Genomic DNA, 15,628 nt, shown 5'->3' on the forward strand with positions numbered 1-15,628 from the left:
TTTTAAAGTAACAACTTTAATTTGGTTATGGTGCCTACACCGTCTTTTTTACCTTCACTAGAGATATACAGCTCACCATCTGGACTAAAAGTGATGCCTTCTGGTTGTGGAAAAACCTTTTTATTTAAACTATATCCCTTTTTGGCTACTCCGTTTTTATCTAGAATCAGTAGTTTGGGTTTAGCACCTTCTAACATATAAATTTCCTTTGTTTTAGGATGAATGGCAATATCTGATGGCCTAAAATTTTTATACACTTTCTTTTCCCTAAAGTGCTTTAATACCTGATCATTCATATTTAATTGCATAACAGGTTTATACGCCAATTCATATTCATCTAAAGAGAAAGCATACACACCTTTCATGTTATCTGAATTGATATCGCGGTCTTTAGGTATTACCAATAATTGATTTTCAGGAAAATCTAACCATAGACTTTCCATATTGTTTTTTTCATTAAAATTGGTCTCATACGACGTTACCTTTCTATCCTGTTCCTCGAAATTTTCAATTATCGTAATAGTACCATCGCTTTCTAGTACATAGGCATTATCCTCTTCAGTTGCCAGACCTTCATAATCACCGGCACCACCAAATGTTATCTCCTCTATTACTTTTTTCTTCTCCAAATCATAGATAAAGATAATACCGTCTTCATCTTGTATTGCGGCTATTTGATTTTCATCCATCCAAGAAATACCGGAAACTTCGCGAAGTTCTGCAGGTAGCTCCCATCTTCCAGAAATTTCATATGCCACCTTTTCGGCACTATCGTACGGTACCCAATCCCTAAAGTTCATAAAAAGGAAAGCCATACCAAAAACAATGGCTGCAATGGTCCAAAACTTTACTTTTGCCATGTTTAATGTTTTATTTGAAGTTGTCATAATTCCTTTATTTAAAACTATTTATATAAAGGTAACTGTCAAATCTGTAAAGAAATAGGAACGGGTATACCCAAACCGGTATTTTATAAAAACCTTAACCCTTAGTGTTAAAAATTACGGTAAAAATATGCTGCTGGGCAAAAGAGTACTTTAATTGCAAGTTGTATTTATCAGCTATAGCTTTGCTGATGGCAAGTCCTAATCCGGTTGAACGACTATCTGCAGATACTTTTTTAAACCGTGTAAATAGTTGGTCAATCTCTAACGGTTTATCTTGACCGTAGTTTTTTATGATTACCTTATTTTCTTCAATTTCAATGGCTATTTCTTTACCTTCCTCACCATGTAAAATGGCATTTTTAATTAAGTTGGTGATCATAATTATAGCCAAATCGGTATTCATGGTATACCTTGCTTTGGCATTTGAAACCACGCTAATTTGCATGTTTTTATGTGTGGCAAAGTCTAAAAAATCTGCCGCAACATTGTCAATAAGTCCGTTGAAATCTACCTGCTCCTCCTCTAAATACTGGCGATTGTCAATTTTAGAGAGCAGCAATAATGATTTATTCAATCGGGTTAAAAGTGTTAAGTTATCTAATACACCGCCTACCTCTTCGGTCTGGTGCCCTGTCAATTCATTTTTCTCCAGTAACAACTCTAATTTATTAATTGCAATAGCGAGCGGAGTCTGCAATTCATGAGCTGCATTTTCAATAAACTGCTTTTGGGCAATATAACTATCGCGAGATTTTTCTGTTAACCGTTCTACACTTTGGTTAAGCAAATTAAACTCATCAATAGCTGTTGGTTCTTGTTTTATAGGCTCATCTTTTTCAATTCTAAACCCCTTTAATTTGTCTATTAGAGAATAGAATGGTTTCCAAACCTTTTTTAAAACTAAGTTATTCAACACCACAATGCTTAACACCAGTGCCAAATAAAGCCCGACCAAATAGGTAAATAGGTTTTCTATTTGATCATCCTCTTCAACCATAGAGGTAATGAGCTTTATTCTATAAGATTTTCCATCTTGCTCGAAAGCACCTTCAAGCAGGCGAATGGGCTCATACTCATCTTCGTTCTGCATATACATTAAAGTATCGCGATAGCTATCCTTAAACTTATTTTGACCTATATAGTCTACTCTTTTAATGGTGTAGTTGTTTACCCCGAAATCAGTATCCTGCAACAAATCCGGATTTACCTTTACCGCATCTATGATCAGCTCTTTTTGGTTCTCCAAACCATCATCTAAACTATCATACACCTCATCTATCATAGCAAAATAGAAGATTACCGCCCATATCGATATAAGTACGATAAGCAGTAATGCAAAGTATTTTGTAGTGTGGTTTAGAAGTTTCATTATGCTAGTGGCTTATTTTACGAGTAATTTATAACCAACGCCATACACCGCTTCTATTTCAATAGTTGCCGCAGCATCTGAAAGCTTTTTTCGTAAATTCTTAATTTGTGAATAAATAAAGTCAAAACTATCGGTTTGATCAATATGATCGCCCCAAACATGTTCTGCCAAAGCGGTTTTGGTCACCAACCTTGTTTTATTCGCTATCATGTACCAAAGTACATCATATTCTTTACGGTTAAGTACAACCTCTTTTACATTAATATGAACACTTCTACTTTCTGGATCAATAGTAACATTACCTATTTCTATAAGTTTATTGCCGTCAAAAGTTCTACGGCGTACCACAGCATTGACCCGTGCACGTAGCTCTGCCATATGAAAAGGTTTTGGCATATAATCATCTGCACCCAAGTTTAAACCTTTAATGCGATCATCTAAAGAATCTTTTGCAGAAACAATTATTACACCATCATCTTTACCAAGTTGCTTTAGGTTTTTCAACAACTCTAAACCATTACCGTCTGGTAGTGTAATATCTAATAGTATACAATCATAATCATACACACCGATTTTTTTATTGGCCGTGCTGTAATCACATGCTGTTTCTACCGTATACTGCTCCCGCTCCAATGTCTGTCTCATGTTCTCCATCATTTGCGGTTCATCTTCTATAATTAGAATCTTCATGGTATTGTTGTTTGCTACAACAATATAAAAGAATTCTAGAAAGATATGGGAATAATGGCACAGTACTAAATACCTGTTAAAATTGATTTGGAAAATGTAATTCCCAATTTCTTCTAGATTTGAACCTTTTCTTTGAAGAGAATTTAAAAATTAACTGATTATGAAAAATAGAAATTTAATAACAGTAGCATTTACAGTGCTTGGTGCATTTACAATTTTTGCACAGGATATTGACCCTAATAATGTACCGACTAATTTAAAACAGAGTTTTGAACAACATTACCCTCAAGCTAGTGATGTGGAGTGGGAATTGGACGGACAGTCGTACAAGGTTGAATTTAACAATAATAAACTGGAGCATGAAATTTGGTATGCTACGGATGGAAAAGCAACTAGAGCGGAACATGAAATTACCACAGCAGATTTACCACAAGCTATTACATCTGTAATTGCCAGTAACTATGCCGGATACAAGGTAGATTCTGTTGAAAAAACTACTGTTGACGGATCTACTACCTATGATGTAGAACTCGAAAAAGGTTGGAATGATGAAAAAGATGTTGTTTTCAACGAAAGCGGAAAAGTTCTTAGTGAAATGATTGATTGATGTTTCTTTGATTGGGAAATGTGGGAAAGGCCGGAATTCAGTTTTCGGCTTTTTTTATTTCAATTTACTGCTTTGCCGACAACTCATTTAACAAATTTCGCACCTTTGCACTATTCCAATTTGCCGCACCGGTTTCTTTAATAATAATCTTACCTTTTGTATCGATTATATAATTTGTGGGTATACTGTTTCCCTGTAGCATTTCTGGTGCTTGTATTTGCGGAAAATAGATAGGCAATTTATACCCCTTTCTACTTATAAAGCCCTTTACTTTCTCGGGCGCTTCTTGAGTCAATAATATAAAATTGACCTTATCACCATAATCTTCATACAAATCTTGAATACCTGGAAGTTCTGCAATACATGGCGGGCACCAAGTTGCCCAATAACTAATGAAAGTAACTTTGCCTTTACCTACCGATATGCTTTGAGTTTTACCTTGCAAATCAACAACGGCATACTGAAACGGTGGCACTTGATCTTGGTCTTCGGTATCTTCAACACTGGGCGACCACACCGCTACTTTAAGTTTATTGACCGCAACCTGAATTGGTGTTCTTGTCTGGGGAATCAACAATAATAAAATAAATACCCCAAAAAGGATATCACTGAATTTAATCTTGCGTTTCTTCATATGAGGTGTAAGTCGAAAAACTTAGTGCTTTCTAACAATTGAACTTAATTGCCTTTTTATAACAACTTAAACCATATTGGCGTTAAGTTTGTGCAAATTCTTAAAAGGTTATCCTTTCTTGCTTTCCTTAAGATATCCGTTAAACACCACACCAAATAGGGCAACCCAAATCAAACGGAAAATCCAGATATTCATGTCAACACCAAAAAATTGACCTGTTTCACTGTTGCTAACAAAGCTATAGGCTATTTCAATTATTGCTATAACCATACCAATAATAAACATTGCTTTTCTCATATTACTTTATTTATTGGCACCGCCAAAGGGTATAATACCCCGAGGCTTGCCTCTAATTTAATAGTTTGTTTCCTTTGAATGCCTCATGGGCTTGCTCTGAGGTGTTTTACAATCTGGAATCCAATTCCTTCTTAAAGGCATTCATATTCTTTACATTCAACGGAATAATTGCCGACAATGCCAATGGAACAGCCAACAGCGGAGTAAACCCATCTTGCAAGGACATGTAAATAAAGAACAACAAACAGCCTGTTAGTACAATTGCCAAAAGCCATACCATTGTTTTTGCGGTAGTATACTTATTAACCAGTTCTTGGGTGCTTAATTTAGCTAAGGCTTCTTTGGTCATTTCATTTTTATTTTGAGCAAGACTATAGTAAAGTACTTCTGCTATTCTTCTACATTGTCACTAGACTTGTTGTACTTAGTGAACGCTATCTTTTTATCTTCCAATATTTTATAAAACCTACGGTGACTTATTTTAAGGTCTTTGGTTATTTGTGCCACCTTTTTTGTTTTCTTTTTATAATGTTTAATCTCTACCGTTACGGCTTTATTGAAGTAATATTTGTGTAAGGCATCTACCACTTCTAGTTCGGTCTTGTTGCTATTGATCGCAAACAGGTCTATTTCAGATTTAATTTGTTGTAAGCCTTTCATAATTTTCATTAATTTTCTGGCACTGGCGCAGAGAACCTCGCTTTTAAATTCTCGTACTTGTCTAAATCTTCTAAAGAGTGGTTACCGTAATCATTGACAATATCAAATTTTACGTTATTGTTTGCCAAGAAAGTAGCTACTCTTTCTAGCTCTTCGGGGGTACCTTTAATTTCAATTTTTGCCATTGTTTACAAATGCATTTATTATAGTGTTTGTTTAAATTTAGCAATATTCTTTGGAATTTGGGTATACAAATAACTTACCTAGTTATATACCCATTAAAGTTAATTGATAATTTAAAAAACCAAGTGTTTCTTTATCAATTCAATACAACGGCAGCATACGTTACTTTGGAATTTTTGCCGGAATGAGGTAATTAAACAGTTATATTAAATTCACTAATGCCTTAAAACTCATACTTTTTCTCTACCGCATATCGCAACAGTTCGCCCGCACCGCTTAAACCTAGTTTACGGATCATGTTTTTGCGGTGGGTGTCTACGGTGCTTTTGCCAATAAAGAGTTCATCGGCAATTTGATGACTGGTATGGCCATTGCCTATTAATTGCAAAATTTCTAGTTCACGGGCACTGAGTACACTTTTAGTGCTATTCTTTTCTCCATCGGGAATATGAATTTTTTTGTCGTAGTATGTTTTGTTAGCGTAGACGGTACGTATAGCTTCTAAAACCACATCTAAGCTGCTATTTTTTAAAATATAACCATGGGCACCAGCAGCTAGCATTTGCTGTACGGCATCATCTTGATCAAACATGGTAAAAGCAACTATTTTAGTATTTGGAAATTCTTTTAAAATACATTTGGTGGCTTCAATACCATCCAATTTTGGCATTCGAATATCACATAATACCACTTTGGGCTGTTTTAACCGTACCAACCTCAATAGTTCTTCGCCATTATTTGCATGCCCGATTATTTCAATATCATCTTCATATTTTAAATAGGAGATTATACCATCAATAAGAGCTTGGTGATCTTCGGCTATGGCTATGCTTATCATACAGGAATATCTATTATAATAGAGGTTCCTTTACCAAGTACGCTATCTATAGTAAAGTTACCCTCTAAATGTTCTATTCGTTTTTCAATATTGGTAAGTCCCATTCCGGTTTTGCTTTTCTCTAGATTAGAACGATCAAAGCCCTTGCCATTATCTTCTATGATAATATTCAGGTTATCATCATATTGCGAAATCTGAATATTCAGTTTGGTCGCTTCGGCATGTTTTATAGCGTTTGCCACCAATTCTTGTATGGTTCTAAAAAGACTGAGTTCTAAGGAGTTTTCCATACGCTCGCCCATACCAAAATCTTCTACATTTACCTCTAATGCATTGGTTTCTGAAATGACCTGTGCCATTTTCTTAACTGCGGGCAACAAGCCTTGGCTACTCATTACCCCAGAGTTTTTGCTATGCGCTATTCCCCTAACTTTTTGGTAGGCTTCTTCCAATAAAGATTGGGCTTGTTTTAAAGCTGGATCTTTATCTTTTCCCTTTACATTACTGAAATGCAATTTTATAGTTGCCATAAGGCTACCCAAGTCATCGTGTAATTCATTAGCTACGCGCTGGCGTTCTTTCTCTTGCCCCTCAATCATGGCGTCTATACTCACCAATTCTTGCTGCTTTAATAGATTGTCTACACGTTCTTGTTTCAGTAACGTTTCTTGCTCCGCCAGTTTGCGTTTTTTGGTCGTATTCTTTTGAACTAGAATGGCAATGCCTGCACCAAAAACTAGAGCTATTGTGGCAGCGATAAGCCAATTTCTAGTTATTTGTGCTTTTTGCTTTTCTTCAAGTATTTGTTTTTCTTTTTCTGCGGTTTGATATTTTGTTTCCAGCTCAGTTAGCAAAGTTGAGTATTTAAACTCATTTAAACTATCCCTTAAATACTCATAAGATACATTGCTCTCAAAAGCTGACTTGTAATTTTTTAATTTATAATAAGCAACAGATTTCCAATAATCAATATACATGCGATTTAGTGTAAAGAGCTTATCTTTTCTGTCTGTCTGTGAAAGACCGAGAATTCGAATTCCCTCCTGAGAGTTATTTTGATTGATTTCAAGAATAGCCTGGTATATCAAAGTGGTTTTTTTATCATACTCCGAATAAGCAAAATTTGATCTATTAAAATGGTTGATGGCTTCTTTATACATACTTTTTGATTTACCATAACTGCCATTCATTTCATAATAAAAACCCACCAATTGTTTAATCTTGCCTTTAAAATAATCTGGTACAATTGTATCGTTTGTCTTATTTAGTAAATAGTGCTCTAAATCCTTGTCCCAATCGTCAACATAAAAATTCTTAAATTTAAAATTTAAATCATAGTAATTAAGGTATACAAGCTCTAATTCATCATAGTAATATTCCCTATACATATTTAAATATTCTTGATAGGTATTATTATCAACCAAAAAAGACACTCGATGAGTGTATAAAATTTTTTTTAATGCTTCACAGATTAGAATCTTGTCGCCTTCAACCAGAGCCAAGGATAATGCATTTTTATAACTGGAAATTGCCTCTAAATCTTTATTGGTGTTATTATAGAAATATAAATCTCCTTTAGAAATATGATAGTAAAAATTGTCAAATAGATTTGATTTATCTGCATTTTCAAGATGAAGACGAAATTGATTTTCTAATGCATTTACATCAAAATTTTTTAATAAATCTGTCTGAAATTTCAAAAACAACATAGACTTATTCCTTGCAGATTTAGAATCGGATAGTAATTGATCTGCCTCGACAATTGAATAACTCCTTATTAAGTCAATAATACTCAATTCAGATTGTGCACTCGCCATGACAGTGAAAGCATAAAAGCATACAACAGTTACAATTCTATTCAATAGTGAAAAAACTTATAATTGGTGAACATCTACGTCTAACTCCTTGTAATACAAATGATTCTTTTTTTAAATCTTTAAAAATTTCCTCATAGTCAAGATGGTCAATAACTCCTTTGTTTTTTAAGTTTTCTATATCTAACCTATCTTGCCTTTCTATATCTATAATGGAATCTCCATCCCTAGCTTGAAAAAGTCTATCCAAAACCACCGGTGTTTTGTTATCAGATGTATCTCTTAAATGTAGGGATATTGGTTGAAAATAAATTCTAGTTACAAGAATATCACCAGTGTTAATTTTTGGTGTAGAAGTCCATTTTCCTTCAATTGGAAAAATTATATCATTTTCTATTACTGTAGATAAGTTAGCGTTGAAACCTTGTAATATAATAAAAAGTCCATACTGTTTTCTTTCCTTATATCTGGAATCACAATCAACTACGTCCAAATCCTCTTGATAAAAATATGCTTTACCAGTTAGCCCTATAGTGATATCCCCTTCGTAATTTTGAACATATAATTGAATTCTTTGAATAGAAAAACTGTCGTTATTTTCTTCTCTTTCTCCAATAAACTTGGCATAAATAAAATAAAAAGAGTCGTATTCCTTATCTGCGAAAATGGGTTGCCAATCTTTAATTTCAAGAGAATTTATGTTTTTAATATTGCTACAAGTCTTGATATCTTTAGTTAGACGAATTGTGTATTTCAAATTTTCATGCATAAAATGTACTTTTTGTTTTGGTTAAAAATGAAATAAATAACAAAGGGATATATTCCCTACAATTGGGTATTTTATTACTTTGTGTGGGAGTCTTTTCTTAGTTGGGCATCAACAAAAAATGCCCATTAATAAAGAGCAACACTAATAGATTCTGGGGGAACTTTAGTATACTAATATTAAGGGCAGCCTCAATTTAACATTTAATTAGGAAATACAAAAATCAGATATAAATTCAATGGTATTTCATTACCAGAAATGATATAAAATAAAAAAAGCAGCCTAATCGGCTGCTTTTTAGTGTTTACAATTTATATTTTTATTCACCTAAGTACGTAAACGTTGTCACGTAAGTTTCATTCTCATCTGAATACTCAGATACTGTTGAAACCGTTGCCGTTGTAGGGTAATCACCATCATACGTATAAGACATGTTGATGGTGTACTCTATTTTACCTTCCTCATTTTTATATAGTACTTGTGACGGATTGTTGTTCGGGAACAATGCTTTCGCCCTTACAATTTCTTCTGCTTGTGGTGCTGCCGCAAAATTTAATCTAATTTGATCCATAACATCGATCAAGCCTGCTGCTTCTGCAGTTTTATAAAAAGGATTTGGCTTATCATCATAAGAGATTTCTGCAGTGTAATACACAACTTCTTCTTCACCCGTCATGTAATCATAGTCATATTCAATAAACTTGATTACAGATGGGTTTCCATTATCATCATATTCCTCAACCTGACCTGTTTCAAAGGCATCGTAAGGTGAATCATATAACTCTTCAACATTTCCGTTATCAACGTTACCGGAAACTTTGCTTAAATCCCCATCTTCATAGATGAAATTAGTTGTTTCGGTGCCATCAAAAATAGAGTTTAACTGTTGCTCGCTATTGTATGAAAATATAATGCTGGTATTGTCATCAGAATTTTCTGCAGACCCCACATTTATAGAGCTGATCAGCTTTGTTTCCACATTACCATTTACTTCTTCAAACTCGTCTGAGGTAGAATCATCACAGCTAAAATTTAAGATTGCAATTGATGAAAATAGTAAAATTTGATTAATTGATTTCATGCTTAATTTTTGGTTTTAATTTATTTGTTAGGTCTATACTTAACTAGAGTATTTTCGAAATATTGCACCCCAAATATTACGGATTCCCGTAATATTTACATCAAGTCAATAGCGACGGTATTTGTAGGAATATTTATCGACAAAACTTTTTTTAAAATTTAATTCAGCTTACCATTTCTTAATATTTACATTGACCAAAAAGTAGAATACGCCATATACCTTAATTCCCTGTTAAACTTTAAAATAACAGGCTTGAGCTTTTAGTATTATCCTTATTTTTAATTCTTGCACCTGTTTCAGGTGCGTCCAAACCAACATTCTAACAAACTTATATCATGAAAAAATTACCAGTTTTACTCATGGCATTTCTATGTGTCATTTCCTCAGCATCCGCAACAACTACCAACTCTTCTTATCAACCCGAAAATACCTTTATTGGCAGTTGGACCATCGATGTCGTCGGTGGTGGTGTTTCTTGGCTGAAAGTACACGAAGAACAAGGGGTTCTAGATGCAGAATTACTATGGATCGGTGGTAGTGTTCTTCCGGTTTCCGATGTGTATTTGGTTGATGAAAATACCCTTATCGTTACCCGAACTTCTGAGGTCGAACTTAAGACAACTTCAGGAAAAGAACGTACGCACACCAGAACTTGGACCATGCGTATTACCAAAAGAAACGATGCCATTGCCGGTACCATGACCGGACCTACTTGGGAAGCAGTAGGTGAAAATATCAGTTTCTTTACAGGTACCCGTATGCCTGCAATAGGTGCTGCACCAGACTTAAGCACATTGAAATACGGAAAACCTATTAAACTATTTAACGGTAAGAATCTAGACGGATGGAGAACCATAGACCCAAATAGCCCCAACGGATTTAAGGTCGTAAACGGTACCATGCAAAATGACCCTGTACAACCAGAAAATGGTGAACATATTTACTATGGAAACCTACGTACAGATCAAGAATTTGAAGATTTTAATTTAAAATTAGAGGTGAATGTACCCAAAGGAAATAATAGCGGCGTATACCTAAAAGGTATCTACGAGATTCAAGTGGTAGACTCGTACGGACTAGAATTGGACAGTCATTATATGGGTGCTCTTTACAGCCGAGTAACGCCAAGTGTACATGCCGAGAAACCTGCTGGTGAATGGCAATCTCTTGATATTACTTTAGTAGACAGACACGTTACCGTTATTTTAAACGGGAAAAAGATTATTGATAATGCCCCAGCGGAAGGACCAACAGGTGGTGCGATAAGCTCTGACGTTTTTGCTCCCGGACCAATATATCTTCAAGGTGATCACGGCAATGTTGCTTATAGAAATATTGTTTTGACCCCAATTATAAAGAAATAATACCAACATAAACAACAAGAGAAATGACACCATTCACCGTATTGGTGTCATTTTCTGTGCATTTTATTTTCAAACAATCATGAACAACTCAACTACAAGCAAAAAATTAGCACACCTATGTACCGTGTTCTTAAGTACTGCTCTTCTTATACAGTGTAAACCTGAAACAAAAGCTGTTGACAAAACTGTAATCAATGAAACCATCTTAACCGCTCCTGAAGGGTTTTCGGTTGCTGAAATCGGGAAAGACCTTGGTGTTGTACGGCACTTAGCCGTTGCCAAAAACGGAGATATTTATGCCAACCGATCTGTATTAAAAGATAGCGCTGCCGTTATAATTCTAAAAGACACCGATAACAACGGAACAATTGATGAGCAACAACAATTTTCTAAACTTCCAGGAACTGGTATACTAGCAACAGACGACTATATATACACCTCTTCTAACACTGCCGTATTTCGATATCGACTGAATGAAAACCATGAAATCATAGATACCGATACCCCCGAGAAATTGGTAGACGGACTTATTGATATGGGCATCGACAATGCAAAGCCATTTACGATCGACAATGACAATAATTTATATGTTACCATAGGCTCTTGGAACGATGCGTGCAGAAATAGTAATGCGGGTATGGTACCATGCTCCATTTTAGATTCCGCCGGTGGTATTTGGAAGTTTAATGCCGATAAATTGAACCAGACCTTTGCCGATGGATCTAGATATGCAACCGGACTCAAAAATTCAGTGGGTATTGATTGGAACTTTAAGACCAACTCTCTTTTTGCTACCGATCACGGTCGTGGTGGATTACATAGTTTTTATCCGGATGTATTTACCAAAAAACAAGATGCCGAACTACCTGCAGAAACGCTATATGAATTAAAAGAAGGTGATAACGCCGGATGGCCCAAAACCTATTATGATCATTTCAAAAATAAACGGATGCTTGCTCCTGAATACGGTGGTGATGGTGAGCAGGTCGCTGAAGAAGATTATATAAACCCAGTAGCTGCATTTCCATCTCACTTGGCACCTAATGACCTACTTTTTTACACCGGTGATATGTTTCCCGAAAAGTATAAAAACGGAGCTTTTATAGCATTTCATAATCAGTCCGCAGAACTAAAGAAAGGATTCTTCATTGCGTTTATTCCTTTTAAAGACGGAAAACCTAATGGCGAATGGGAAATTTTCTTGGACAACTTTGCAGGCTTCGATTTGGCAAACCCATCGGAAGAAACTTTAAAACATCGCCCTTGCGGATTAGCACAAGGTCCGGACGGAGCACTTTACGTGTGTGATGATTTTGGTGGAAGCATTTTTAAGGTAACCTATTGATTATCATAACTTCTAAAAAGTAAAAACGCCCATCAAAATGATGGGCGTTTTTGTTATTTATATGCTATTTTCCAGATTTTTTCATTCTGAATGTTGGAAACATTTTCACTGCACTAGCCATGGCGAGGCTAGTTTAATAATTTAACATTACTCCGCAGCACCTTCAAAAATAGTGTTGAAGATAAGTTTATAAGTACCTCTTGGCTGTGCTCTAAATTGAGGTCTAAATGCGAACAATACAACTGAACCTTCACCATATTTCGCTTTGACCATGGCCGGTTTTTTAGCAATGTACTTTTTCTCTCCCATTGCCCATCCACTCATTAAAAGGTCTTTCTCTGCATAAGTGGCTATTACCTCAATCTCTGGTACCGGGGCATCTTTGATATCTTCCGTACCGCCTTCGCCTTTTTTACTTTGTTTGTCTATTACAAAAGCACGACTCTTATTAAATGATACGGCCACCGTATCTTGCATACCAAATGCCAACGGATGTGTGGTATCTATACCCGCTTTTATCAATGAACCCGGTATAAAGAATTCTTTGCTATTGGTGCCTTCTGTAGCATCTTTTAAAGGCAAACCAAATTGCTCGATTACATAGTTACTGGCAGCATCAAAAGCCATTAACGTTCCGCCATTTTTTACATAGTTACTTAAGGCCAATGATCCCTCTAAACCAATACCTCCTGTAAACTTCTCTGGCATTTTTAAAGTTGAATTACCATGTAATATTGATTTTGCACGTTGCGACGGTATGATCAATACATCATACTGAGACAGGTCTTTTGTTTGTATGTCGGTATCATGAAGCGTATCTGTTTCAAAGGCATATTCATCCATTATAAAACGTGTCCAACCTTCATCCATATTAGAAACCCAAGATTTGTACAAGCCTACTTTTGGAGCGTGAACCTTTGTCATTTCTACTTTTGGCTCTGCGGATAACCCAGTAACCTCTAAACCATATTCAGAAGCTAAATCTTCTATAGATGCACTACCGCCTGATACAATATATGAACCCGCCGGATAGGTGGTTTTACCAGTTTTAAACGATGCCTTGGTCTTGTACGCCGTACCGCCCGCTTTCAATATTTTATTGGTTGCAGCGACCGATGCATTACTGTTGGCACTCAACAAATACCCAAAAGAAGCATTCCCTTTTACGTCTACTTCATAATACGGTGCAGCGTCTATCACTTTTTCTGTGGTTACCTTGAACGGTTCTGCAATTTTATCTACCGCAATACCCATTTGCATTGGCAATGTCCACCCGGCTAAATCATACGGAGTGTCTGGAGGACCTCCTGGATATTGGAAACGTGTTGGGTAGTTTTGCTTTTCCATTAGATCCATCAAATACGGTCTAAAGGCTTGAGCCGTATAAATGATATACGCTCCTTTTTCATACTTCTTGCCGTTGATCTCAAAGTTTTTGGTTGCCTTCTCAATTTCAATTCCGCCCTTAAGAAGCACATTTACTAAGTTTATGGACTCAAAAGCATCCCATTGTTCTTTACTTATTACGTATGCGAACGGACCTTCTTTTTTCGACTTTTCAATTGCCGAAGCTCCCATTTTGTAAATGTTATATAGGTAGTTGCTCTTACGATCGGCAGCCAAATCTAAAGTTGCCCAAGTAGCGGTCAACATATAATCTACGGCATCGCGAAAGTGAGATTCGCCACCCTTCCATGGATCTGGGTACATAATATCTGTACCATCGGTAGGTGTGCCACCAGCTACAGTTTTCGGTAATTTCTCTGGGTCATAATATCTTGGAGTTGGCGAGGTGTGTCCGGTTTCCGTTAAAATACCGATCATATTGTGGTAATAAGGCACGGTACGTCCACCACCGTTCCAGAACATGGTATAGAAATTATCGGCAATGGCACCTGGCATATTTTCCAATGAAAATCTTTTGGTCATTGCAGAACCTACTTCACTTACTCCGGCAGTAATTGCTGGGTGTATTCTAGGGTTCACAGGATCTGCATATGGCGGTAAGGATATTTTTGTCCAAGATGGAGAAGATTGGTGGTGGTTATACACAATCTGTGGATACCACTCGTTGTACAAAATTTTGGTTACATTATACGTCTCTGGCATGGTATTCATGAACCAATCCCTATTATTATCGTGCCCCATGTAGTAGTGATACAAAATTGGCGGGCGAGATGTTTCATAAGGAGTGCCTAAATTTTTCTTGTACCAGTCTACAACAATATCCAATCCATCAGGATTCATAACCGGCATTAAAATGGTGATTACGTTTTCCCTGATTTTTTTTATTTCAGAAGTTTCAGAAGTAGCTAAAGTATAGGCAAACTCCGAAGTCATTTGACCGTGAGCCAACTCCGTAGAGTGCATACCACCATCAACCCAAACAATTGCTTTACCTTCTTCAGATAATTTTTTGGCTTCGTCATCAGATACCTGAACACGTGCAAGTTTCGTACTAATGTCTTTCCACTTGTCTAAATCTTTAAGATTCTCTTCACTAGAGATAAATAGGATGTACATTTTTCTACCTAGTACACTTGTACCGATTTCAACCTTTTTAACACGGTTAGAAGCTGCGTCTAGTTGACCAAGGTAGTCTTCAATTTGGCTATAGTCTGCCAACTTATAGTCGGCACCCACTTTAAAGCCAAAAACATCTTCGGGAGAAGGAACGGATTGTGCCACCGAAACGGATATGCACAAAATGGTAAGTACAAGGGACAGTAATGCCGCCTTGCACCAAGAATTTTTTGTAGTCATTTTTTGAATTAGTTTGTTTGAACTAGGAAATTAAGAAATAGTAAAGAGCTAGGTAAATGTATCTAACAAAGATTATGTTAAAAGAAATGTTAATTTCTTAGTTGATAATCTAAAGGTGGTGTTATTGAGGAAATGGTTTATCAAAGATCAAATCTACTACTATGTGTGAAGATGTATCTTGATCTAATTATGGTTGAACTCCGCAAAATGCACTTGGATGACGTGACATATATAAAAATTAAAAAACTCCATTAAATCAAATGATCCAATGGAGTTTTGAATGTGGTCCCATCTACCTAAAGTTGACCACCTGTCCCGATAGCTATCGGG

Annotated in this window: 16 protein-coding genes; 3 read left to right on the forward strand and 13 right to left on the reverse strand. The window is 35.9% G+C overall.

Features of this window, described 5'->3' with window-relative positions; genetic code table 11:
• Positions 1 to 2: 2 nt before the first annotated feature.
• The 3 genes from DCS95_RS14700 to DCS95_RS14710 all read right to left on the reverse strand — a co-directional run bounded on the left by DCS95_RS14700 (position 3) and on the right by DCS95_RS14710 (position 2,946).
• Complete coding sequence (locus DCS95_RS14700; protein WP_164674207.1) at positions 3 to 860, reverse strand: SdiA-regulated domain-containing protein; 858 nt, start codon at positions 858 to 860, stop codon at positions 3 to 5.
• A gap of 121 nt (positions 861 to 981) precedes the next feature.
• Complete coding sequence (gene porY / locus DCS95_RS14705) at positions 982 to 2,256, reverse strand: PorY family sensor histidine kinase (protein ID WP_116771532.1); 1,275 nt, start codon at positions 2,254 to 2,256, stop codon at positions 982 to 984.
• A 12-nt stretch (positions 2,257 to 2,268) separates the two neighbouring features.
• Entirely contained in the window at positions 2,269 to 2,946 is a 678-nt protein-coding gene (locus DCS95_RS14710; RefSeq protein ID WP_116771533.1) for a response regulator transcription factor, read from the reverse strand.
• A gap of 160 nt (positions 2,947 to 3,106) precedes the next feature.
• Between DCS95_RS14710 and DCS95_RS14715 the strand changes: the two genes are divergently transcribed.
• The gene (locus DCS95_RS14715) at positions 3,107 to 3,553 is read left to right on the forward strand and encodes a PepSY-like domain-containing protein (protein ID WP_116771534.1); all 447 of its coding nucleotides are present in this window, start codon (positions 3,107 to 3,109) and stop codon (positions 3,551 to 3,553) included.
• Positions 3,554 to 3,617: 64 nt separating this feature from the next.
• On the opposite strand, the gene DCS95_RS14720 is transcribed toward DCS95_RS14715, so the two are convergent.
• The 9 genes from DCS95_RS14720 to DCS95_RS14755 form a co-directional block, all read right to left on the reverse strand.
• Positions 3,618 to 4,187: a TlpA family protein disulfide reductase gene (locus DCS95_RS14720; RefSeq protein WP_116771535.1), complete on the reverse strand. Its 570-nt coding sequence runs from the start codon at positions 4,185 to 4,187 to the stop codon at positions 3,618 to 3,620.
• Between the two features lie 108 nt (positions 4,188 to 4,295).
• Positions 4,296 to 4,484 carry a hypothetical protein gene (locus tag DCS95_RS14725; RefSeq protein WP_116771536.1) on the reverse strand — a complete coding sequence of 63 codons (189 nt, stop codon included), beginning with the start codon at positions 4,482 to 4,484 and terminating at the stop codon, positions 4,296 to 4,298.
• A 106-nt stretch (positions 4,485 to 4,590) separates the two neighbouring features.
• Positions 4,591 to 4,833 (reverse strand): hypothetical protein, encoded by a 243-nt coding sequence (locus tag DCS95_RS14730; protein ID WP_116771537.1) that lies wholly within the window; start codon positions 4,831 to 4,833, stop codon positions 4,591 to 4,593.
• Positions 4,834 to 4,874: 41 nt separating this feature from the next.
• Complete coding sequence (locus tag DCS95_RS14735) at positions 4,875 to 5,153, reverse strand: hypothetical protein (RefSeq protein ID WP_244178464.1); 279 nt, start codon at positions 5,151 to 5,153, stop codon at positions 4,875 to 4,877.
• Entirely contained in the window at positions 5,153 to 5,329 is a 177-nt protein-coding gene (locus DCS95_RS20280) for a hypothetical protein (RefSeq protein ID WP_159302547.1), read from the reverse strand. Before DCS95_RS20280 ends, DCS95_RS14735 begins: the two co-directional genes overlap by 1 nt.
• Before the next feature lie 221 nt (positions 5,330 to 5,550).
• Positions 5,551 to 6,165, reverse strand: coding sequence for a response regulator transcription factor (locus tag DCS95_RS14740; RefSeq protein WP_116771538.1), 615 nt, complete (start codon positions 6,163 to 6,165; stop codon positions 5,551 to 5,553).
• Positions 6,162 to 7,982 carry a sensor histidine kinase gene (locus DCS95_RS14745; RefSeq protein ID WP_116771539.1) on the reverse strand — a complete coding sequence of 607 codons (1,821 nt, stop codon included), beginning with the start codon at positions 7,980 to 7,982 and terminating at the stop codon, positions 6,162 to 6,164. Before DCS95_RS14745 ends, DCS95_RS14740 begins: the two co-directional genes overlap by 4 nt.
• A gap of 37 nt (positions 7,983 to 8,019) precedes the next feature.
• Positions 8,020 to 8,748 (reverse strand): hypothetical protein, encoded by a 729-nt coding sequence (locus DCS95_RS14750; protein WP_116771540.1) that lies wholly within the window; start codon positions 8,746 to 8,748, stop codon positions 8,020 to 8,022.
• Positions 8,749 to 9,064: 316 nt separating this feature from the next.
• Positions 9,065 to 9,826 (reverse strand): hypothetical protein, encoded by a 762-nt coding sequence (locus DCS95_RS14755; RefSeq protein ID WP_116771541.1) that lies wholly within the window; start codon positions 9,824 to 9,826, stop codon positions 9,065 to 9,067.
• 335 nt (positions 9,827 to 10,161) lie between these two features.
• Here DCS95_RS14755 and DCS95_RS14760 point away from each other — a divergent pair, with 335 nt between their 5' ends.
• Entirely contained in the window at positions 10,162 to 11,190 is a 1,029-nt protein-coding gene (locus tag DCS95_RS14760; protein WP_116771542.1) for a 3-keto-disaccharide hydrolase, read from the forward strand.
• 79 nt (positions 11,191 to 11,269) lie between these two features.
• Positions 11,270 to 12,535: a PQQ-dependent sugar dehydrogenase gene (locus DCS95_RS14765; protein ID WP_116771543.1), complete on the forward strand. Its 1,266-nt coding sequence runs from the start codon at positions 11,270 to 11,272 to the stop codon at positions 12,533 to 12,535.
• Between the two features lie 147 nt (positions 12,536 to 12,682).
• Here the strand turns inward: DCS95_RS14765 and DCS95_RS14770 are convergent, their stop codons facing one another.
• Positions 12,683 to 15,298, reverse strand: a complete 2,616-nt coding sequence (locus DCS95_RS14770) for a M14 family metallopeptidase (RefSeq protein ID WP_116771544.1) — start codon at positions 15,296 to 15,298, stop codon at positions 12,683 to 12,685.
• Positions 15,299 to 15,628: the final 330 nt, after the last annotated feature.

The sequence above is a fragment of the Maribacter litoralis genome, from assembly GCF_003075045.1.
GTDB classification, from domain to species: domain Bacteria; phylum Bacteroidota; class Bacteroidia; order Flavobacteriales; family Flavobacteriaceae; genus Maribacter; species Maribacter litoralis.

Coding starts and splice junctions, on each gene's coding strand:
- DCS95_RS14700 (WP_164674207.1), bottom strand. CDS start 860: ATGGCAAAAGTAAAGTTTTGGACCATTGCAGCCATTGTTTTTGGTATG.
- porY (WP_116771532.1), bottom strand. CDS start 2,256: ATGAAACTTCTAAACCACACTACAAAATACTTTGCATTACTGCTTATC.
- DCS95_RS14710 (WP_116771533.1), bottom strand. CDS start 2,946: ATGAAGATTCTAATTATAGAAGATGAACCGCAAATGATGGAGAACATG.
- DCS95_RS14715 (WP_116771534.1), top strand. CDS start 3,107: ATGAAAAATAGAAATTTAATAACAGTAGCATTTACAGTGCTTGGTGCA.
- DCS95_RS14720 (WP_116771535.1), bottom strand. CDS start 4,187: ATGAAGAAACGCAAGATTAAATTCAGTGATATCCTTTTTGGGGTATTT.
- DCS95_RS14725 (WP_116771536.1), bottom strand. CDS start 4,484: ATGAGAAAAGCAATGTTTATTATTGGTATGGTTATAGCAATAATTGAA.
- DCS95_RS14730 (WP_116771537.1), bottom strand. CDS start 4,833: ATGACCAAAGAAGCCTTAGCTAAATTAAGCACCCAAGAACTGGTTAAT.
- DCS95_RS14735 (WP_244178464.1), bottom strand. CDS start 5,153: ATGAAAATTATGAAAGGCTTACAACAAATTAAATCTGAAATAGACCTG.
- DCS95_RS20280 (WP_159302547.1), bottom strand. CDS start 5,329: ATGGCAAAAATTGAAATTAAAGGTACCCCCGAAGAGCTAGAAAGAGTA.
- DCS95_RS14740 (WP_116771538.1), bottom strand. CDS start 6,165: ATGATAAGCATAGCCATAGCCGAAGATCACCAAGCTCTTATTGATGGT.
- DCS95_RS14745 (WP_116771539.1), bottom strand. CDS start 7,982: ATGGCGAGTGCACAATCTGAATTGAGTATTATTGACTTAATAAGGAGT.
- DCS95_RS14750 (WP_116771540.1), bottom strand. CDS start 8,748: ATGCATGAAAATTTGAAATACACAATTCGTCTAACTAAAGATATCAAG.
- DCS95_RS14755 (WP_116771541.1), bottom strand. CDS start 9,826: ATGAAATCAATTAATCAAATTTTACTATTTTCATCAATTGCAATCTTA.
- DCS95_RS14760 (WP_116771542.1), top strand. CDS start 10,162: ATGAAAAAATTACCAGTTTTACTCATGGCATTTCTATGTGTCATTTCC.
- DCS95_RS14765 (WP_116771543.1), top strand. CDS start 11,270: ATGAACAACTCAACTACAAGCAAAAAATTAGCACACCTATGTACCGTG.
- DCS95_RS14770 (WP_116771544.1), bottom strand. CDS start 15,298: ATGACTACAAAAAATTCTTGGTGCAAGGCGGCATTACTGTCCCTTGTA.